The 21526-nt window shown below is 51.4% G+C and carries 18 protein-coding genes; 11 read left to right on the forward strand and 7 right to left on the reverse strand.

What is annotated here, in order from left to right:
* Positions 1–177: fumarate hydratase C-terminal domain-containing protein (locus tag FDW87_RS22160; RefSeq protein WP_252363092.1), on the forward strand; the 177-nt coding region annotated here is incomplete at its 5' end.
* Between the two features lie 147 nt (positions 178–324).
* Positions 325–942 (forward strand): DUF2238 domain-containing protein, encoded by a 618-nt coding sequence (locus FDW87_RS09015; protein WP_019077832.1) that lies wholly within the window; start codon positions 325–327, stop codon positions 940–942.
* A 26-nt stretch (positions 943–968) separates the two neighbouring features.
* Here the strand turns inward: FDW87_RS09015 and FDW87_RS09020 are convergent, their stop codons facing one another.
* The 3 genes from FDW87_RS09020 to melA all read right to left on the reverse strand — a co-directional run bounded on the left by FDW87_RS09020 (position 969) and on the right by melA (position 4104).
* On the reverse strand, positions 969–1223 hold the full coding sequence (locus FDW87_RS09020) for a SemiSWEET transporter (protein ID WP_016155416.1): 255 nt from the start codon (positions 1221–1223) through the stop codon (positions 969–971).
* Between the two features lie 2 nt (positions 1224–1225).
* Positions 1226–2656, reverse strand: coding sequence for a melibiose:sodium transporter MelB (gene melB / locus FDW87_RS09025; protein ID WP_053389820.1), 1431 nt, complete (start codon positions 2654–2656; stop codon positions 1226–1228).
* A gap of 92 nt (positions 2657–2748) precedes the next feature.
* Complete coding sequence (gene melA / locus FDW87_RS09030) at positions 2749–4104, reverse strand: alpha-galactosidase (protein WP_103284307.1); 1356 nt, start codon at positions 4102–4104, stop codon at positions 2749–2751.
* A 269-nt stretch (positions 4105–4373) separates the two neighbouring features.
* Between melA and melR the strand changes: the two genes are divergently transcribed.
* The 7 genes from melR to pmrB all read left to right on the forward strand — a co-directional run bounded on the left by melR (position 4374) and on the right by pmrB (position 13932).
* Positions 4374–5306, forward strand: coding sequence for a transcriptional regulator MelR (melR, locus tag FDW87_RS09035; protein ID WP_047499581.1), 933 nt, complete (start codon positions 4374–4376; stop codon positions 5304–5306).
* 277 nt (positions 5307–5583) lie between these two features.
* Complete coding sequence (gene adiA, locus FDW87_RS09040) at positions 5584–7851, forward strand: arginine decarboxylase (RefSeq protein WP_016155412.1); 2268 nt, start codon at positions 5584–5586, stop codon at positions 7849–7851.
* A 315-nt stretch (positions 7852–8166) separates the two neighbouring features.
* Positions 8167–8928 (forward strand): AraC family transcriptional regulator, encoded by a 762-nt coding sequence (locus FDW87_RS09045; RefSeq protein WP_016155411.1) that lies wholly within the window; start codon positions 8167–8169, stop codon positions 8926–8928.
* Between the two features lie 127 nt (positions 8929–9055).
* Positions 9056–10393, forward strand: a complete 1338-nt coding sequence (adiC, locus tag FDW87_RS09050) for an arginine/agmatine antiporter (RefSeq protein WP_016155410.1) — start codon at positions 9056–9058, stop codon at positions 10391–10393.
* 145 nt (positions 10394–10538) lie between these two features.
* Entirely contained in the window at positions 10539–12176 is a 1638-nt protein-coding gene (eptA, locus tag FDW87_RS09055) for a phosphoethanolamine transferase EptA (RefSeq protein WP_047416013.1), read from the forward strand.
* Positions 12177–12180: 4 nt separating this feature from the next.
* A complete protein-coding gene (gene pmrA / locus FDW87_RS09060) occupies positions 12181–12849 on the forward strand; it encodes a two-component system response regulator PmrA (protein WP_047499584.1) in 669 nt (222 codons plus the stop codon).
* Complete coding sequence (pmrB, locus tag FDW87_RS09065; protein WP_016155484.1) at positions 12850–13932, forward strand: two-component system sensor histidine kinase PmrB; 1083 nt, start codon at positions 12850–12852, stop codon at positions 13930–13932.
* Here pmrB and pmrR read toward each other — a convergent pair.
* Together pmrR and proP are read right to left on the reverse strand one after the other, a co-directional pair.
* Entirely contained in the window at positions 13926–14015 is a 90-nt protein-coding gene (pmrR, locus tag FDW87_RS09070; RefSeq protein WP_016155406.1) for an LpxT activity modulator PmrR, read from the reverse strand. The genes pmrB and pmrR overlap by 7 nt on opposite strands.
* A gap of 82 nt (positions 14016–14097) precedes the next feature.
* Positions 14098–15600, reverse strand: coding sequence for a glycine betaine/L-proline transporter ProP (gene proP / locus FDW87_RS09075; protein WP_016155405.1), 1503 nt, complete (start codon positions 15598–15600; stop codon positions 14098–14100).
* Between the two features lie 699 nt (positions 15601–16299).
* On the opposite strand from proP, the gene kdgT reads away from it, so the two are divergent.
* Complete coding sequence (kdgT, locus tag FDW87_RS09080) at positions 16300–17298, forward strand: 2-keto-3-deoxygluconate transporter (RefSeq protein WP_016155482.1); 999 nt, start codon at positions 16300–16302, stop codon at positions 17296–17298.
* 30 nt (positions 17299–17328) lie between these two features.
* Here kdgT and FDW87_RS09085 read toward each other — a convergent pair whose 3' ends face one another.
* Both FDW87_RS09085 and crfC read right to left on the reverse strand, forming a co-directional pair.
* Complete coding sequence (locus FDW87_RS09085; RefSeq protein WP_016155403.1) at positions 17329–18222, reverse strand: diguanylate cyclase regulator RdcB family protein; 894 nt, start codon at positions 18220–18222, stop codon at positions 17329–17331.
* Positions 18219–20576 carry a clamp-binding protein CrfC gene (crfC, locus tag FDW87_RS09090; RefSeq protein ID WP_137379673.1) on the reverse strand — a complete coding sequence of 786 codons (2358 nt, stop codon included), beginning with the start codon at positions 20574–20576 and terminating at the stop codon, positions 18219–18221. The genes FDW87_RS09085 and crfC overlap by 4 nt, the downstream gene beginning before the upstream one ends.
* Before the next feature lie 539 nt (positions 20577–21115).
* On the opposite strand from crfC, the gene FDW87_RS09095 reads away from it, so the two are divergent.
* On the forward strand, positions 21116–21451 hold the full coding sequence (locus FDW87_RS09095; RefSeq protein WP_003031835.1) for a zinc ribbon domain-containing protein YjdM: 336 nt from the start codon (positions 21116–21118) through the stop codon (positions 21449–21451).
* The last annotated feature ends 75 nt before the right edge of the window (positions 21452–21526 follow it).

Genomic DNA, 21526 nt, shown 5'->3' on the forward strand with positions numbered 1-21526 from the left:
GTACTTGCGCAGCAGAGTATTAAACATCTGGAATGCGTGGAATACCCTGAGCTGGGTATGGAAGCTATCTGGAAAATCGAAGTCGAAGATTTCCCGGCTTTCATTCTGGTCGATGACAAAGGCAACGATTTCTTCCAGCAAATCGTCAGCAAACAATGCGCTAACTGCGCGAAGTAACCCATTCGGCCCGGCACTGGACTGACAACAGATTTTTGGCGTCAGTCCAGTGATCCCCCCGGGCCAACTTTATCCCCCCATTTACTGGCGTTGAATTTTTGCCGCTCACAGGGAATAGTAACCTTTTCCATTACTTGTGAATTCGCCATGCTCCGCACACTGAACTCCACAATCTTGCACTCTGGCGCGCTGCTCCTGGCGCTAATACTTATCTACACCGGTATCTCAGCCACAGAGAAAATCACCTGGCTGATGGAAGTTACGCCGGTCATTATTGTCGTCCCACTGTTGCTGGCGACCGTGAAGCGCTACCCGCTGACGCCATTGCTCTACACGCTCATTTTCTTGCACGCCATCATTCTGATGGTCGGCGGTATGTATACCTACGCTAAAGTCCCTGTCGGTTTTCAGGTTCAGGAGTGGCTGGATCTCAGTCGTAACCCCTATGACAAGCTGGGTCACTTCTTCCAGGGTCTGGTGCCCGCCCTGACGGCAAGAGAGATTTTAGTGCGCGGTAATATAGTTCGTGGCCGCAAAATGCTGGCATTTTTGGTCTGCTGCGTGGCGCTGGCGATTAGCGCGATGTATGAGCTGATCGAATGGTGGGCGGCGCTGGCGATGGGTCAGGGAGCGGATGATTTTCTCGGGACGCAGGGCGACCCGTGGGATACCCAGTCGGATATGTTCTGCGCCCTGCTCGGTGCGCTAACCACGGTGCTCGTGTTGGCGGGCTGGCACAACAGACAGTTAAAAACTGCCGGATAGCGCTGACGCTTATCCGGCAATCAGCCCTACCCATTGCGAGACTTGATAACCAGAATCGGCAAGGCGAACAGGAGTGTCAGAAAGTTCGCCATGCTGACGGCAGTATCTTCAATCAATAATCCATAAATCAGCCACAACACCAGCCCACACACAAACATTACATACATTAAACCGGAGATACCCTGCGTGTTGCGGGTGGTAATGACCTTAATCGCTTGCGGTAAGAATGAGAGCGTCGTCAGGCTAGCCGCCAAATACCCAATCCACGAATGCCATTCCATAGCTACGCCTTCACATCACCTGGGGTGACTATCGCAATAGCAGGGATATCCGGTTGCTCATGGTGCTGCGGCACCTTACGGTACTTATCCAACAAATGAATCTGGACCCTGCGCAGCGTGTCGCCGTTCAGTCGGTAAAAGCGGAAGTAAAGGACTAAGGTCACCACAAAAAAGAGTGCTGGTAGCGCGATCATAATGAATTGCATACCAACAATGGTTTCTGCAGACTGCGCGACATTCGGCGCGTAATTAATCACCCCAAGTATCACTGCGATAAAGAAAGCGGCAAACGCTGACCCTCCTTTTACCACCATCGTCTGCACTGAATAAGCGATACTTTCACAACGTACATTCAGTTTGTATTCGCCGTAATCAACGGTATCCGCCACCATAATGACCTGCAACACCCAGAAAAGCGCTGAACCAATATTCAGTAAAATACCAGCAATAACAATGAGTAAGATATTATGGAAACCGGCTAACGCCATCACCAGCAAAACGATACAGCTGAGCACCGGCAGCACGGATGCCCCAGCCCACAGGATCCGTCGTGACAACGCTTTTACCAATCGAGGAAAGAAAATCAGCGTCAGCAGGTTTGCCGCTCCTGCGTAAGACATGTAGTACGGGAAGAGGCTTGCATCGCCAATCACATAAGTAAAATAGTAAATGGCAAAGCCTGCAATGATATTGGCGGCAATATTGTAAGCCAGCGCCATGCCTAGCAGGCAGGATAACTGGTCGTTTTTATAGATGAGCCCAACGATCGCTTTCAGCCCAAGACGACTGCTGTCCGCCGTTGCCTCACTATCTGACGAATAAACCTCATGCACATTACGCAGCGTAACAACGGTAGAAACGATAAAGAATGCAATCAGCACCAGCGTAAACATCTGGAAACCAAAGCCGCGATCGGCCCCGCCAACATAGCTCACAAAGGGTAGCGTTACCCCCGCGGTGACAAACCCAGCAAGGCTTGCGAAGAAACGAGGGAACGGCACCAGTTGTTCACGCTCGCGTTTATCCAGCGTAATAGTTGGTACCAGCGACCAGAATGGAATATCCATAATGGTGTAGGTCATTCCCCATAATATATACGTCACGCAGACAAATACGACTTGCGCAGTACCCTCAAACAAATGTGCGCTAAAAAGCAAAAAAAGCACCAATGAGTTCGCCAGCGTACCAAGTAAGATCCAGGGTTTAAATTTTCCCCACCGCGACCGGGTGGCGTTCACAATCCAGCCCATGATGGGATCGTTTACCGCATCCCAGACCCTTGCCGCCAGGAACAACGTTCCGACCAGCCCCACCGATAATCCCACCACGTCGGTGTAGTAATACATCAGGTACATGTACACAATACCGATGGCGAAATCCTTACCAAACGCTCCAAATCCGTAACTGAGTTTTGTTTTCAGAGAGATGCTCATAGGGTATCGGGTCGCCGTTACCAGCGCCCGCCTTCTGTTAGAGGAAACGTCAGAGGTTAAACGCCGGATGCTCTGCCCGGCGTAATGGTGTGTTAACGGTGTAACCAGGCCGGCAGCCAGTCGCCATGAGACGCGATCAGGTCGTCCACCAGCGCATAAATCTCCTCAATCCCCAATACCGCGGCGGTATGCGGATCCATCATCACCGCGTGATAAACGCGATCGCGATTTTCCGTCAGAATGGCTTCCGTTAGCAGGGTCTGAACATTGATATTGGTTTGCATCATGGCCGCCAAATGTGACGGGAGAGTACCCACCTTCGTTGGCTGGATACCATTCGCATCGACCAGGCAAGCCACCTCCACGCAACAGCCTTGCGGCAGGTTATCGATCAGATGGTCATTGCGAACGTTGCCATACACTACGCTCGGTTCACCGGTCCAGATAGCGTTCATGATAGTGCTGGCATATTCACGTGACGGTTTAATCTCGATCCGCGCCGCCGTTTTGTACTCTTCCAGCTCTTTGTTCCAGTTCGCCAGCTGTTCCACACAGCGTTTTGGATACTCATCCAGTGGAACCTTATAGCGCTCAATCAGATCCTCACGCCCTGGTTTGATAAACCACGGCGTATATTCCGCGAAATGCTCCGACGACTCAGTGACGAAATAGCCCAGCTTTTTGAACATTTCATAGCGCACAATGTTCTGACAACGGGTATTACCGTGAAGATTCGGTTTCGGCGCCTGACCAGATTCATAGGCCGCCAGCAGCTCCGGATAGAGATTTACATAAGCACCGTCAGCCGTTTTACGCTCAAGTTCCAGATAAAACGCCATATGGTTGATCCCGGCGCAGCGATAGCGCAAAGAGGCCGGGTCGATATTCAAATCGCGGGCCAGCTCCTCCGCAGTCCCTTGCACCGAGTGACACAATCCAACCTGCTTAATATGCGGATAGCGCGCATACATTGCCCAGGTGTTCATCGCCATCGGGTTAACGTAGTTAAGCATGGTGGCCTGCGGGCAGACTTCGGTCATATCCTCACAAATCTGCCATAAATGCGGGATAGTGCGCAGCGCGCGCATAATGCCGCCTGGCCCCAGCGTATCGGCAATCGTCTGCTCCAGACCATGACGTTTACACACCGCAAAATCGGTGACGGTACAGGGTTCATAACCACCAATCTGGAAAGCGACCACCACAAAATCAGCATCCTGTAATGCCGCTTTTTGATCGGTATAGCAGGTGATACGCCCGGACGCGCCCGCTGAGTCCATCAACTTACGCACCACAATGTGTGACTCTTCCAGCCGAGTAGGATTGACGTCCATCAAGGCGATATGCGCAGATTTCAGCGCATCACGATGAAAGACGTCCCCGAGGATATTTTTGACGAAAATCGTGGAACCGGCGCCGATAAAGGTAATTTTGGGTGCAGACATCATGACTCTCCAGAACATTAGTGAACACAGTCATGGTGGCACAGCGCATAGATGAAAACTTCCGACTTCCCTGGCGAGCATTCCCATAAACTCAGATCGCCTCTTTGCCCCATACTGGATCTGAGTTTATGGGACAAAATTGCACAAAAAGCAGAGTATGCGGCCCCAAAATCTCACTATGCTCAATGATATCGGTCCGATTTGTGTCCTGATTCTCAGCCTTAATGCGCAGCAAATGACATGATTCTGATAATTCAGGAAATGGAGCAACCATGAGTACATTACCGACATCGCCTCTTCCCCCCGATCCGCACATGTGCAGCAGCGATGAAGAGCAAACCCGCAGCCCATTGTCGCTGTACTCAGAATATCAACGGATGGATATTGAGCTGCGCTCACCGCATGCTATGCCTGCCAGCCACTGGCATGGGCAGGTGGAGATTAATGTGCCGTTTGATGGCGACGTTGAGTACCTCATCAACAACGAAGTGGTGCAGATAAAACAGGGACACATTACGCTTTTCTGGGCCTGTACGCCGCATCAGCTCACGCGTCCGGGCCGTTGCCAAAGCATGGCTATCTTCAATTTACCGATGCACCTTTTCCTTTCCTGGCCGCTGGATCGCGAACTGATCAACCACGTTACCCATGGCATGGTCATCAAATCGCTGGCATCGCAGCAGCTAAGTACCTTTGAAGTTCAGCGCTGGCAACAGGAGCTGAGCAACCCGAACGAGCAAATTCGCCAGCTCGCCATTGATGAAATTGGTCTGATGCTCAAGCGGTTTAGCCTTTCCGGCTGGCAGCCAATCCTGGTCAATAAAACTTCGCGGACGCACAAAAACAGCGTTTCGCGGCACGCCCAGTTTTACGTAAGCCAGATGCTGAGTTTTATTGCCGATAACTACGATCAGGTGCTCACTATCAACGACGTCGCGGAACACGTGAAGCTCAACGCTAACTACGCGATGGGGATTTTCCAGCGCGTGATGCAACTCACCATGAAGCAGTACATCACCGCAATGCGGATCAATCACGTCCGCGCATTGCTTAGCGATACCGATAAAACCATTCTTGACGTCGCGTTGACCGCCGGATTCCGATCCAGCAGCCGTTTTTATGACACCTTCAGCAAGTTTGTCGGCATGTCGCCGCAGCAGTACCGCAAACTGAGCCAGCAGCGCCGGCAAACAATGGCTGGCTGAGCAGCCAGAAACCACCGGCGTTACTCCAGCCTACGATCCCTATCGTTCGCCGATATCAGTATCAGCCAAAAAAATATTCCCCCTGTCGATAAACAGCGGTGAAAAATCGCCAATAAGCAAACATAACTATTTGTTTAAAAACAAATTAAACACAAATCAGACTATTTATCACCCGCTTTACAGCCCATTTTGTCAGGATAATACTTGCCTGCGTCACATTCATACGGTGTGTCTGCAATCCATAAATTGCAACCTTTCCACAACCGGGTAAAAGATGATGAAAGTATTAATTGTTGAAAGTGAGTTTCTGCATCAGGACACCTGGGTCGGTAGCGCTGTCGAACGTCTGGCTGATGCATTAAGCCGCCAAAATGTTACCGTCATTAAGTCCACCTCATTCGACGATGGTTACGCAATCCTCGCCGCTAATGAAGCCATTGATTGCCTGATGTTCAGCTATCAAATGGAACAACAAGACGAGCACCTGAACGTCAGGCAATTGATCGGCAAGCTCCACGAGCGCCAGCAAAACGTTCCCGTTTTCCTGCTGGGCGATCGCGAAAAAGCCACCGCATCGCTGGATCGCGACCTGCTGGAGCTTGTCGATGAATTCGCCTGGATTATGGAAGATACCGCAGACTTTATTGCCGGACGTGCCGTTGCGGCGATGACCCGTTACCGCCAGCAGCTTCTGCCGCCACTGTTCAGCGCGCTGATGAAGTACGGCGACATCCATGAATACTCCTGGGCGGCGCCTGGTCACCAGGGCGGTGTCGGATTTACCAAAACGCCGGCGGGTCGTTTTTACCATGATTACTACGGTGAAAACTTATTCCGTAGCGACATGGGTATTGAACGCGCATCGCTCGGCTCACTGCTGGATCATACCGGCGCATTTGGCGAGAGCGAAAAATATGCCGCCCGCGTGTTTGGCGCTGACCGCTCCTGGTCCGTAGTGGTCGGGACTTCCGGCTCTAACCGCACCATCATGCAGGCTTGTATGACCGACAACGACGTCGTGGTGCTGGATCGTAACTGCCACAAATCTATCGAGCAGGGGTTGATCCTCACCGGCGCAAAACCGGTGTACATGGTGCCAAGTCGCAACCGGTACGGCATTATCGGCCCTATCTACCCGCAAGAAATGCAACCTGAAACATTGCAGAAAAAAATCAGCGAAAGCCCGCTGACCAAGGGCAAGGCCGGGCAAAAACCGTCTTACAGCGTTGTGACCAACTGTACTTATGACGGTGTTTGCTACAACGCCAAAGAGGCCCAGGACCTGCTCGCGCAAACCAGCGATCGCATCCACTTCGATGAGGCCTGGTACGGCTATGCCCGCTTTAACCCAATTTATGCCGATCACTACGCTATGCGTGGCGCGCCGGGCGATCATAACGGTCCTACCGTTTTTGCGACCCACTCGACCCACAAACTGCTGAACGCGCTCTCTCAGGCGTCTTACATTCACGTCCGTGAAGGTCGTGGGGCCGTGAACTTCTCCCGCTTTAACCAGGCGTACATGATGCACGCCACCACCTCCCCGCTGTATGCCATCTGCGCATCAAACGACGTGGCGGTCTCCATGATGGACGGCAACAGCGGTCTGTCGCTCACTCAGGAAGTGATCGACGAAGCGGTCGATTTCCGTCAGGCCATGGCGCGTTTGTACAAAGAATTTTCCGCCGAAGGCGACTGGTTCTTCAAACCGTGGAACAAAGAAGTGGTAACTGACCCGCAAACCGGCAAAACCTATGACTTTGCCGATGCGCCAACCCAACTCCTGACCACTGACCAGAACTGCTGGGTGATGCGTCCGGGTGAATCCTGGCACGGGTTTAAAGACCTGCCGGATAACTGGAGCATGCTGGACCCAATCAAAGTCAGTATTCTGGCGCCGGGGATGGGCGATGATGGCGAACTGGAAGAGAGCGGCGTACCGGCAGCGCTGGTCACCGCCTGGCTTGGCCGCCACGGTATCGTGCCGACCCGTACCACCGATTTCCAGATTATGTTCCTGTTCTCAATGGGGATTACCCGTGGGAAATGGGGCACGCTGATCAATACCCTGTGCTCATTCAAACACCATTACGATGCCAATACACCGCTGGCGCAGGTGATGCCAGAACTGGTTGAGGAACATCCTGACACTTACGCCAACATGGGCATTCACGATCTGGGCGACACCATGTTTGCCTGGCTGAAAGAGAACAACCCTGGCAGCCGACTCAACGCGGCCTACTCCGGCCTGCCTGTTGCTGAAATCACCCCGCGTGAAGCCTATAACGCGATAGTCAGCGATAACGTTGAGATGGTGGCCATTGAAAATCTGCCGGGTCGTATAGCTGCGAATTCCGTAATTCCTTACCCACCGGGAATTCCAATGCTGCTGTCCGGGGAAAACTTTGGCGACGCCAATAGCCCGCAGATTAGTTATCTACGTTCGTTGCAGTCCTGGGACCACCACTTCCCTGGATTTGAACATGAAACCGAAGGAACGGAAATTATTGACGGTGTATATCACGTCATGTGCGTGAAAGCATAATGTCATTTTATAGATAGTCCGATTTTTAAGGTAGACATGTCATGCTTGAGTAATTCCTGAGTATTGCTGCAAAACAATAACATTGTCATACCTTTTTGCGCGGGACCACCCCGCGCTTTTTTTATACGCAAATATCACGTTTCCACTTGCGTAAAAAAAAGTGTACATAAGAAAAATCCCACCAAACATTGTAATTAATTTCAGACACGTTATTTTAATGCGGTCCTGGATTCATCATACAATTTCAATTTAGCCGATATGGTTCATCTGATGGTGAGCTACGGTGTTTTATGTTCATATTCCTGGAGTTTGGGTATGAGGGTTTGCAGCAGAGCAGCTTGTGTTGTTGTATTAACGGAGAAGGATGTTTGGTTAAGGATTAACGGTAAAGAAGCCATCAGCTTAAAAGCTAATCATATGGCGCTGGTAGCATGCGATAATAATATTATCGATTTCTCATCACTTAATAACGCACTGGTCGTACATATCAGCCGTGATATCATTAAAGACTATCTACGTTTTTTAAATAAAGACCTTTCACAGATCCCACTCTGGCAACGCAGTGCCAACCCAGTGATGACCGCCGTCTGTCTGACGCCGGATGTCTTCCGGGTGGCTGCCCAATATAGCGTAATGGACACAATGGACGAAGGTGAAAGTGTGCGCACGCGCTCGCTACTATTCACGGTGTTATCACGCTTTCTCGGCAGCAAAAAGTTTATTTCTCTGCTCATGCATATACTACGCAGTCGTATCAGCGACAGCGTTTATCACATTATTGAGAGCGATATACATAAAGACTGGAATTTAAGCATGGTTGCCAGTTGCTTATGCCTGAGCCCCAGTTTGTTAAAGAAAAAGCTCAAAAGTGAAAATACAAGTTACAGCCAAATAATTACCACGTGTCGCATGCGTTATGCCGTCAATCAATTATTGATGGATGGCAAAAACATTTCCCAGGTCTCTCAACTGTGCGGATATAACAGTACCTCGTACTTTATTTCCGTATTCAAAGAGTTCTATGGGATGACGCCTCTGCATTATGTCAGTCAACATAGGGAGCCATCCGCTGCCTGATTTTTAATCAGTTAGCGATAAGCCATAATAATATCAGCATTAGCGATACCCCCAGTCCGCCATCATAAAATAGTCTTCTGAAGAGGTATGATAAGACGTCATTTATCCTTATCAGGAGTTACTAAATATGTCGACGGATGCTGATGCTCACAAAGTGGGCTTAATCCCCGTCACCCTTATGGTGTCGGGGAATATTATGGGTTCCGGTGTATTCCTGCTACCCGCAAACCTTGCGTCAACTGGCGGGATTGCAATCTACGGATGGTTGGTCACTATTATCGGTGCTTTGGCGCTGTCGATGGTGTACGCGAAAATGTCGTCCTTAGACTCCAGTCCCGGTGGTTCTTACGCTTATGCCCGCCGCTGTTTCGGTCCTTTTTTGGGCTACCAGACCAACGTCCTGTACTGGCTGGCTTGCTGGATTGGTAACATCGCCATGGTGGTTATTGGCGTCGGTTACCTGAGCTACTTCTTCCCCATCTTAAAAGATCCGCTGGTCCTGACGCTGACCTGCGTCGTGGTACTGTGGATCTTCGTATTGCTGAACATTGTCGGACCGAAAATGATCACCCGTGTACAGGCCGTCGCAACGGTACTGGCGCTGGTGCCAATTGTCGGTATTGCCGTCTTCGGCTGGTTCTGGTTCCGGGGTGAAACCTATATGGCGGCATGGAACGTCAGCGGTATGAACACCTTCGGTGCGATTCAAAGCACACTGAACGTAACCTTGTGGTCATTTATCGGCGTGGAAAGCGCCTCCGTCGCGGCAGGTGTGGTTAAAAATCCCAAACGTAACGTGCCTATCGCCACCATGGGCGGCGTGCTGATTGCCGCCGTTTGCTATGTGCTCTCCACCACGGCGATTATGGGTATGATCCCTAACGCGGCGCTGCGTGTTTCAGCCTCCCCGTTCGGTGATGCCGCACGCATGGCGCTGGGTGACACCGCTGGGGCGATTGTCTCCTTCTGTGCTGCGGCCGGGTGCCTTGGTTCCTTGGGCGGCTGGACGCTGCTTGCCGGGCAAACCGCCAAAGCGGCAGCCGATGACGGCCTGTTCCCACCGATTTTTGCCCGCGTTAACAAAGCCGGTACGCCGGTAGCCGGGTTAATTATCGTCGGCGTTCTGATGACCATCTTCCAGTTCAGCAGCATGTCGCCAAACGCTGCGAAAGAGTTTGGTCTGGTCTCTTCGGTCTCCGTTATCTTCACGCTGGTGCCGTATCTGTACACCTGCGCCGCGCTGCTGCTGCTCGGCCATGGTCACTTTGGTAAAGCGCGTCCGATGTACTTACTGGTGACCTTTATCGCTTTTGTTTACTGCATTTGGGCGGTTGTCGGTTCCGGTGCCAAAGAGGTGATGTGGTCATTCGTCACACTGATGATCATCACCGCGCTGTATGCACTGAACTACAATCGGATCCATAAAAACCCATATCCATTGGATGCTCCGGTAAACAATAACTAACGCAAACAGTCGTCGTTGCCCGATGGTGTAAGGCCATCGGGCCAACGCCGCCCCCCGCGATTCCTGAAATCAACATTAAGAACTTAAGGTTAGCTTAATTTTACTTTGAGAGGATTTGTACCACTTAGTCGATGGAACCCCCTTAATGTTAAAGCACTTGTTTAAAAGACCCACTCTTGGGCTAATCAGCTGGCTTCTCCTGATCTCATTTTATCTTGCGACTTTCCTGAACATTGCGTTCTATAAACAAGTGCTGCAAGCCCTGCCGCTGGATTCCGTGCGTAACGTGCTGGTGTTTTTGTCGATGCCGGTCGTCGCTTTCAGCGTCATGAACATTGTGCTGACGCTGGCCTCATTCCTGTGGCTTAATCGCCTGGTGGCCTGTGTTTTCATTCTGGTGGGCGCATCGGCCCAATATTTCATCATGACCTACGGCATCATCATTGACCGCTCGATGATCGCCAATATGATGGACACCACACCCGCCGAAACCTTTGCTTTGCTGACGCCGCAAATGCTCATCACGCTCGGAGTGAGCGGCATTCTCGCCGCGCTCATTGCCTGCTGGATAAGAATCAAACCGATCGCCCCGGCCATGCGCAGCGTACTGTTCCGTGGCGCGAATATTCTGATCTCCGCGCTGCTGATCGTGCTGGTCGCCGCGTTCTTCTACAAAGATTACGCCTCACTGTTTCGCAACAATAAAGAACTGGTGAAATCCCTCAGCCCATCCAACAGCATTGTGGCGACCTCTTCCTGGTATTCACACCAGAGGCTGGCCCACCTGCCGCTGGTGCGCATTGGCGAAGACGCCCATCGCAATCCGTTGATGGTGAAAGAAAAGCGTAAGAACCTGACGATTGTGGTTCTCGGCGAGACCTCACGCGGCGATAACTTCTCGCTGTCAGGCTATTCGCGCCAGACCAACCCGTTGCTGGAAAAAGATGATGTGGTCTATTTCCCCCGCACCACATCCTGCGGAACGGCAACGGCAGTATCTGTCCCCTGCATGTTCTCGGGAATGCCACGCGCGCACTACGATGAAGAACTGGCGCAGCATCAGGAAGGCGTGCTCGACATTATTCAGCGGGCGGGAATTAACGTTCTGTGGAACGACAACGACGGCGGCTGCAAAGGGGCATGCGACCGGGTACCGCACCAGAATATGACTAAGCTGAACCTGCCAGGGCAGTGTATTGACGGGGAATGCTACGATGACGTGCTGTTCCACGGGCTGGAAGAGTACATTAATAACCTGCAAGGTGACGGCGTGATTGTGCTGCACACCATCGGCAGCCACGGTCCGACCTATTACAACCGCTATCCTGCGCAGTTCAAGAAATTTACGCCAACCTGTGACACCAACGAAATCCAGACTTGTTCACAGCAACAGTTGGTCAATACCTATGACAACACCATTCTTTACGTCGACTATATTGTTGATAAAGCAATCAATATACTGAAAGAGCATCAGGATAATTTCACCACCAGCCTGGTCTACCTTTCCGATCACGGTGAATCCTTAGGGGAAAATGGCATCTATTTACACGGCCTGCCGTATTCGATTGCGCCAGATACGCAAAAACATGTGCCGATGCTGCTGTGGCTCTCAGAAGATTATCAGCAACGCTATCAAATCTCTCAGACATGTTTGCAAAAACGGGCAGGCTCAGAGGACTTCTCACAGGATAATCTCTTCTCAACCCTGCTGGGATTAACAGGCGTGCAAACACAGAAATATCAGGCGGCAGATGATATTCTGCAACCCTGCCGGGGAGGCTAAACGAATGAAAATTCTGATTGTTGAAGACGATACGTTGTTATTACAGGGACTGATACTCGCCGCGCAAACAGAAGGCTATGCCTGCGACGGCGTATCAACGGCCCGTGCCGCGGAGCAGTGTCTGGAGACCGGCCATTACAGTCTGGTGGTTCTGGACCTGGGCTTACCGGATGAAGACGGCCTGCACTTCCTGAACCGCATCAGACAGAAAAAATACACCGTGCCAGTGCTTATCCTCACCGCCCGCGATACGGTGAAAGACCGGGTCAGCGGGCTAGACGTTGGCGCCGATGACTATCTGGTCAAACCGTTCGCACTGGAAGAACTGCATGCCCGCATCCGGGCGCTGCTGCGTCGTCATAACAATCAGGGTGAAAGTGAACTCATTGTCAGTAACCTGACGCTGAATATCGGTCGTCGCCAGGTGTGGATGGATGGACAAGAAGTTATCTTAACGCCGAAAGAATACGCACTCCTGTCGCGCCTGATGCTTAAGGCGGGCAGCCCGGTACACCGGGAGATCCTGTATAACGACATCTACAGCTGGGATAACGAACCGTCGACCAATACGCTGGAAGTGCACATTCACAACCTGCGGGACAAAGTGGGTAAAGCACGTATCCGCACAGTCAGGGGATTTGGCTATATGCTGGTTGCCACTGAGGAAAGCTAAGTGAAGCTACTGCAATATCTAAAAAAACCGCTCCCGCTGCGTCATCGCCTGATGCTGACCATCGGTCTTATTCTGCTGGTCTTCCAGTTGATTAGCACCTTCTGGTTGTGGCACGAAAGCACCGAACAAATACAGCTATTCGAACAGGCGTTACGCGAAAATCGTAACAACGATCGCCACATCCTGCATGAAATCCGCGAGGCCATCGCCAGCCTGATCGTCCCCGGTATCTTTATGGTCAGCCTGACGCTGCTGATTTGCTACCAGGCAGTGCGACGTATTACTCGCCCGCTGGCGGATCTGCAAAAAGAGTTAGAAACGCGGGCAGCCGATAACCTTGCTCCGATTGAAGTTCACAGTTCAACCGTTGAGATCCAGGCGGTCGTCTCAGCGCTCAACGAGCTGGTGACGCGGCTGACGAGCACCATTGAAAACGAACGCTTGTTTACCGCCGATGTCGCCCACGAACTGCGCACCCCGTTGTCAGGCGTTCGCCTGCATCTGGAATTACTGTCCAAAACCCATAAGGTCGACGTTTCACCGTTAATTGCCCGCCTTGACCAAATGATGGACAGCGTGTCGCAACTGCTGCAACTCGCCCGCGTTGGACAGTCGTTCTCGGCCGGGAGCTACCAGCACGTCAAACTGCTGGAGGACGTGATTTTGCCCTCCTACGATGAACTCAGCACCATGCTGGACCAGCGTCAGCAGACGCTGCTCCTACCGCAAAGCACGGCGGACGTTGTCGTACGTGGCGACGCGACGCTATTACGAATGCTGCTGCGAAATCTGGTGGAGAACGCGCATCGTTACAGCCCGGAAGGCACCCATATTACGATTAGCCTGAATACAGAGCATGATGCCGTTATCGCCGTCGAAGATGAAGGCCCTGGCATTGATGAGAGTAAATGCGGGGAGCTGAGTAAAGCGTTTGTGCGTATGGACAGCCGTTTTGGCGGGATTGGGCTGGGGCTGAGCATTGTCAGTCGTATCACCCAGTTACATCACGGGCATTTCTATTTGCAAAATCGTCAGGGAACCACCGGCACTCGCGCTTGGGTGGAATTAGAGAAAGGTCAGTAAGAACTCACCCAAACGTACAAAAAGCTGCTGACGATCAGCACGCTGCACACGGTGGTCAAACTTTCATAAATGCGGTTTTTCATGACACTCTCCTCCGATACTCTGGAGGAGAGTTTGCCTGACACAGATTAAGCCAACCTTAAGTGGATATGATAAATCACATGATTACTCATCAATCCGCGGATGCTGCTGCACCAGGCGCGTACGCTTAAGCTGCAGCTCAGCAATTTCCTGATCGATATCTTCGATTTTATGCTCAATATTATCGTAGTGCTCGCCGAGGAGCTCTTTCGCTTCATGAATATCCGAAGCGGCAGGCGTAGCCCCCTTCAGCGGCTGATTAGCCGTCTCTTTCATGGTCACGCCGGTAATTAAACCTATCACCGCAATCACCATCAGATAATAAGCAGGCATCATCAGATTCTGCGAGCTTTCCACCAGCCATGCGGCCAACGTCGGTGTCAGACCAGCGACCAATACCGAGATATTAAACGCTGCGGCCAGGGCACTGTAGCGAATATGCGTCGGGAACATCGCTGGTAACGTTGACGCCATCACCCCGGTAAAGCAGTTGAGGATCACCGCCAGCATCAGCAACCCAGCGAAAATCAGGCCGATGACGTTACTGTTAATCAGAATAAATGCCGGAATAGCCAGCACAAACAGCGCAATACTGCCCATAATCACAAACGGACGGCGCCCGAAGCGGTCGCTGAGCAGACCCATCACCGGCTGCACAAACAGCATACCAATCATGATGGCGATAATAATCAGCACGCCGTGGTCTTCAGAGTAATGCAGGTTATGCGACAGGTAGCTCGGCATATAGGTGAGCAGCATGTAGTAGGTGACGTTGGTGGCAATCACCAGACCAATACATGCCAGCAGGCTGCGCCAGTGCCTGGTCGCAATCTCTTTAAACGACACCTTCGGACCGTCCTGCAGTCCCTGACGATCGCCCTGCTCCAGTTTATCCACGTGCTGCTGGAACGCCGGAGTCTCTTCCAGTGCATGACGCAGGTACAGACCAATAAGCCCTAACGGTAGCGCCAGGAAGAACGGAATACGCCAGCCCCACTCAAGGAAGTTTTCTTCGCCGACAATAGTTGAGATCAGGACTACCACGCCCGCACCCAGCACAAACCCGGCAATCGAGCCGAAGTCCAGCCAGCTGCCCATAAATCCGCGCTTACGGTCTGGCGAGTACTCTGCGACAAAAATCGACGCCCCGGTATACTCTCCGCCGACCGAGAACCCCTGCGCCATTTTACACAGCAACAGCAGAATCGGCGCCCAGATACCAATCGAGGCATACGAGGGAATAAGACCGATACAGAAGGTACTTATCGACATAATCACAATGGTGATAGCGAGGATCTTCTGACGACCGTATTTATCGCCAAGCATACCGAAGAACAATCCGCCAAGCGGTCGAATCAGAAAGGGAACAGAGAAGGTGGCAAGTGCAGCAACCATCTGTACGCTGGGGTCAGCCCCCGGGAAGAACACTTTACCTAATGCGTAAGCAACAAACCCATAAACACCAAAATCAAACCACTCCATCGCATTACCTAACGACGCCGCGGTAATGGCTTTTCGCAGTTTACCGTCATCAATGATGGTAACGTCGCGCAGCGTAATTGGTTTTATTTTTTTCCTTTTTAGCATACTCGTCCTCATAGACTTAGCCCTGTCACGCTACAGATCGAGTCCCTCAACGCCCCTGCGTCAAGGTCATCACCGAGCGGGGAATGCACAGACGCATTCCCTGTAACAAGCGTAGCAGGTTTACTTACACTGACGAGAAACGAGCAGTACAACCGAACCTGTTGACGCCTGATTGGGCGGTTAATGACCTCTTTACCCTAACAGTGTTTAAATTTGTGATCAACTTCACATATAGATTTCCATTTCGTCAACATGCGTAAATCAGGTCATTCTTAGTCAACTTTTTAACATGTAATGCTTGCGATTTTCTGGCAATTAAATACAAGAATAAATCGCTTTGTTGCACCAACAATCACAACAGTCACTATTATTCTGCTAGGCAAAAACCCACCTAATCTCTTCACAAAAAGATCACAGCTTTTTTAATTATCAGAGCACTCAGGAACTTTTGCTCGGAATATGTGATGAAGATAACTAAAACATCGTTTTATTTTGATTGAATCAATGTTCCCATGAATGCAAACTAATTCCAGACGCAATATCCCTGGGAGCAGCAACACGCTCAACGTATGCCGCGTTAGATTTTATAAAACAAAGAGATAGCTGTTTTCTTTGTTAAGAAACACCAGTAACCATTTGAATTTATTAATTTTTATTTTCTTTCGCGTGTATTACCTGCGACAAGAGATGAGGACGCTTATGAAAATTAAAGCCACGATTGAACGCATCCCTGGCGGAATGATGTTGATTCCTCTGTTATTAGGCGCAGTGTTAAATACGTTAGCTCCGGATACCGGCGCGTATTTCGGTTCGTTTACCAAAGGAATGATCAGCGGAACGGTGCCGATTCTGGCAGTGTGGTTTTTTTGTATCGGTGCATCTATTGATTTACGGGCAACCGGCACGGTATTACGCAAATCCGGCACACTGGTATTAACTAAAATAGCCGTGGCATGGGTAGTGGCAATGATTGCTGCTTCATTTATTCCTGATACCGGTATTCAAACCGGGTTCTTTGCCGGTCTTTCGGTACTGGCAATTGTTTCAGCGATGGACATGACCAACGGCGGTTTGTACGCCAGCCTGATGAACCAGTACGGAACCAAAGAAGAGTCTGGCGCATTTGTGTTGATGTCTCTGGAATCCGGTCCGTTAATGACCATGGTGATCCTCGGCTCCGCGGGTCTGGCTTCCTTCGAACCACACCATTTTGTCGGCGCGGTATTACCGTTCCTGATTGGTTTTGCGTTGGGTAACCTGGATCACGATCTGCGTTCCTTCTTCAGCAAAGCCACGCCGGTGCTGATCCCGTTCTTCGGCTTCGCGCTGGGCAACACGATTAACCTGAGCGTCATCGTTGATACGGGTCTGCTGGGCATCCTGCTGGGCGTCGCGGTTATCGTCATCACCGGTATTCCGCTGATTATTGCTGACCGCGTTATTGGTGGCGGGAACGGTACGGCAGGCGTAGCAGCCTCTTCTGCAGCCGGCGCTGCAGTGGCAAACCCGGTGATTATCGCCCAGATTAACCCGGCATTTGAACCGGTTGCCGCATCCGCTACGGCGCTGGTTGCCGCCAGCGTGATAGTCACCGCGATTCTGGTGCCGATTATCACCGCGCTGTATGCCAAACGTTTTAATAAAAACCCGGTCGTCAATGAGACGGCGGCTACCCCGGCAGACTCCCTGCACCACTAAACCTGCCTTTATCCCACTCACCGTTCCTGCTCAATTGATGAGCGGGGACGGTGCAAAAATCTCCTCAACCATCGCATCAACCAGCCGCTTCGCCGAACACAATCTCGGCATGCCCAACGCCACATTTTGCCAACGCTGCGTCACCGACCAGCTCACCGGATGACGCTGCGCATCGCACCAGTCTCCGAGCCAGCTCAACATATCGTTGTGCTCACCCGAGCCGCCAACCACCGGCGTGCTGAGCCAATGATGATAGTAATGACGCGTGGCCGGGGCCGCATTCACGCTGTCTGCCAGCGCCTGAGCAGCCATCGTTCGCAGGTTGTCTTTTAGCATTGACACCACATCGGCATTTGCTAACCGGCAGGCGTCACCAAAGGCTCCCCAGCGCAGCTCCTCTAACGCCACAAAACAGCGTCCAGGTAACGACCAGCCGTCATACGCGCCAGCCCGCCAGCGGGTAAAAATTTGCTCGCTATGTTCGCCCGCTTGCACCGTCAGGCCGCGTTGCGTCACCGCCTTCTCTTTATAAGCGCCGCGCTGGGTAAACCAGTCAGCGAGTGAATTTATCTGCTGCAGAAGACCAGGCGTGGAGAGTCCACGCGGGTGTTCGGTTTGTTGTAAAAACATCAACCCTTCGGCGATCCGTACCAGCGCCAGATGGCCCGGATCGATCATGCCCGCCAGTTTTTCCACCAGTTTTAGACGCATCACCAGATGCTCGCTGGACACGCCTGCCAACACCCATGCTCGCAGTTGCGTCTGGGATAGCACCTCCTGCGTCAGACGCGCACGCAGCCGCTGCTGCTGTTGCAGAAAACCGCCGGAACGTTTGGTTTCATCTCCCTGAACCAGATCGACCATAAACTTCGGGTAGACACACTCCAGCGTCCGCCCGGGGCCTTCCAGTAACACGTTAGTCATGTGTGCTCGGTTGCAAAAAGGGTATTGATATCGTCGCGCAGCAAGCGGGAATCTTCATAAAGCCATGCCGCAGTCGTAATGCGATGCTGCAGTTGTTCGTTCAAGGAATTCACCGCAGATTCATTTTGCTGGCGCAGGGTCAGACTCTCACGCAGGCTCGCCTGTAATTGCGTCAAACACAGTGAAAAATCAGCAAAAAACGTGGCCATGCCTGCCGTAACGGAAATATCGACCTGCGCAGCTAAAGCTTTACGAATTTGTTGGCAAAACTGGGTGACATAGTGCACAAGGTTCTTATGCAGTGCACCCATATCAATGAGATAACGCGTTTTTGTTTCGACGTACTCATTCCATCCCCAGTTGGGCTGATTCAACCAGCGAGAGAAGGTATCACGCACCACACCGCCAGTTGACGGCGCATTTTCCGCCGGAATATCCTGCTCAATGGCCTCGTTGAACAACTGGCGGGTGTTGAAGTTAAACATCGCCGCATGAAACGCCGGAAAACGGATCCGCGCACGAAAACCAGCGTGGTTCAGCTCCTCTTTCACCCGCTGCTCAATGGGGCGCATGGCGTCATTTAGCGCCCGGGACAGCGTCGACTCAAGCTGTTCAAAGCGCAGAGCTAAATCCCGGCTGATGCTTTCCTGCGCTGCCAGCAAGACAACTTCACAGGACGAGCGCATTTTATCCAGCACGATTTTCGCCTGCCCTTCATCGTGCAACACCAGCATTTCTCCGGCCATTTCTGCCGAGGAAACGCCAGCCCCCTGGCCATGTTGTGACATCATCAGGACATTTTCTTTGATAAAGAACGTGTTGATGCCGCACAGAATCTCAGTCTGTTGCTCATTGAGATAGGCCGCGGCAGCCTCCAGCGCCAGCTCGACCTCATGACTGACTTCATCACTCACCCGCCCCTGACTCACTTCTAACTGCTGCATATCCTCTTCAATATGCGTGATGTTCAGCCGCAGTTTTTCATAGGCAACCGTTAACCCATGGGCGCGAAACTCCAGATATTCGTGCGCGCTTTGCGCATAGTTCAATAACTTATGCGACGCTGAGCGTAGCGCATACAGCGAAGCATTGGCGTAAGCGGCATGAATCACTTTCTGGATCGGCTGCTCAAACAGTGAATCCTCCCACAACAGATCGGCTGCATGGCGGATGTGCTCCGTATCCTCAAGATCGTTGGTGCACCAGCGTCGGCCAAGCGCCGCTTCGGCAAAATCCTGTACCCAACGTTGCACCTGGTGATCCGGCAGCCGCCCGCGAGCCATCAGCTCATGACGCGCCCTGTTCGCCAGATACCCCCACATCGAAGAAACCGGATAGATTCGCTCCGGGGCAATCCCACCTTGCATCAGCGTGCCGGAAATTAATGCCCGCACCTGCTCTTCATCGTCACTGTTGCGGTCTTTCTGATCGAATTTGTTCACCAGCGCATACAGCGGCACTGACTTGCCGACCGCCATGACAGCGTGGCGCACTTCTTCATCGGAAATCGATTTCAGTTGGGTGTAATCCATCACCACCAGTACCGCAGAAGCCCGCGCCAACTGTTCATTCAGCATCTTTTGTAGATGCGGTTGCCCGGCCTCATTCGGCCCCGGCGTATCCAGCAGGGTTAATTGCCCCGGATAGCTCGCCTGACCGGCCAAATGGACAAATTCGACCTCGATTACCGGAATATGCTCAATCGCGGCATAGGCGGCAAAAGGAAAATCCACCTCCAGTGCTTTTGACAAACGCACCAGGTCATTCAGACTTTTAAGGCAATGGAAAATAGGCTGTGCGCCAAGGTAATACCGCTCAAATGCCACGCCGTTTTCAATATGCTGCAGCAGGACATTCATATCCTTATCAATTTCCAGGGTCTGCGTAAGACGCTGGCGATCGCACTCGCGCACGCGCTGCTGTAAAACCTTCATTAAGGCATCGATAGGCGTGACATGTGAAAAATGCAACACCGGCTCTTTCTGCCCCGGCGTATGGCGAATTAACGTTGGTAGCGCCGTCATGGGACGATTACGATTAGGTAAAACTTCGGTCCCTACAATCGCGTTAATCGTCGTCGATTTTCCCGCTTTCATGGTACCGACAATCGCCAGCACCATTTCCAGACGCGTAATCTTACGCAGTTCATTATTGAGCGTTGCCTGCTGGACATCCATGCCACGCGCGCTGAAATGCAGAGGCTGAACCACCTGTCTGCTATGCTCTCCTTGTTTTAGCGCCGCATCATCCAACGACGTCATAGGCAATTTTTGCAATTGCCTGAGATGTTCAAGCGAGAGCATCAGCAAGCGTTCCGCTTCCTGACTTAATTCATATATTGTCTGTGTGTGCATGGAAAATTCTTCCTTAACGCAAATGGCATTACTTTTATTTAGCCCAATCGTTTTATTTATAGATTTTTTGGCTTTTATAATTACGTGTAGAAATAATTAAAATCAAAACAACCAACTGATATTATTAAAATAAATTTGGCGTATAACCGCTGGCCGGATGCCTCTCACTTATGTAATAAGTAAGAAAGATAAACAGCGTAGTTCAGTTTTAAAAAATACCCGCGTAATCCCCCTACTAAAATTAAGGGGGTCAATGATATTCAATCACAATGGCTTAGGCATCCGTAAGCAACGTTACCTATGAATATCAGATATTTCGCCTCACCTTATCTTAAATACCTAAGCGTAGCAATTTCCCTTAAAAAATATTCCGCCATACTTTCATTGAGGTAAAAGCAAAGGGTCTTTACAGCAGATCATTTTGCATAATCACGCAGTAGTCCCGACAAAAGCAGGGATTTTATGTATAATTGCGGCCTTTTTCGGCAATCTGCCATTTTTGGGCGCATTTGCCCCTGCTGACTTTTGAGGAAATCCACATGTCATTACCACACTGCCCACAATGCAACTCCGAATACACTTACGAAGATAACGGCATGTTCATCTGCCCGGAATGCGCTCACGAATGGAACGATGCTGAACCGGCTCAGGACAGCGACGAACTGATCGTTAAAGATGCCAACGGCAACCTGCTGGCTGACGGCGACAGCGTTACCGTAGTGAAAGACCTGAAGGTAAAAGGTAGCTCTTCCATGTTGAAGATCGGGACCAAAGTGAAGAACATCCGTCTGGTTGAAGGCGACCACAACATCGATTGCAAAATCGATGGCTTTGGCCCAATGAAGCTGAAATCTGAGTTTGTGAAAAAGAACTGATGCAAATTGCCTGATGGCGCTACGTCAATCAGGCCGATGCCAGCTCATCTGCCAGGCGGGAAGCTCATACTTCCC

It is taken from the genome of Citrobacter sp. wls826, from assembly GCF_005281245.1.
Taxonomy (GTDB): Bacteria; Pseudomonadota; Gammaproteobacteria; order Enterobacterales; family Enterobacteriaceae; genus Citrobacter; species Citrobacter braakii.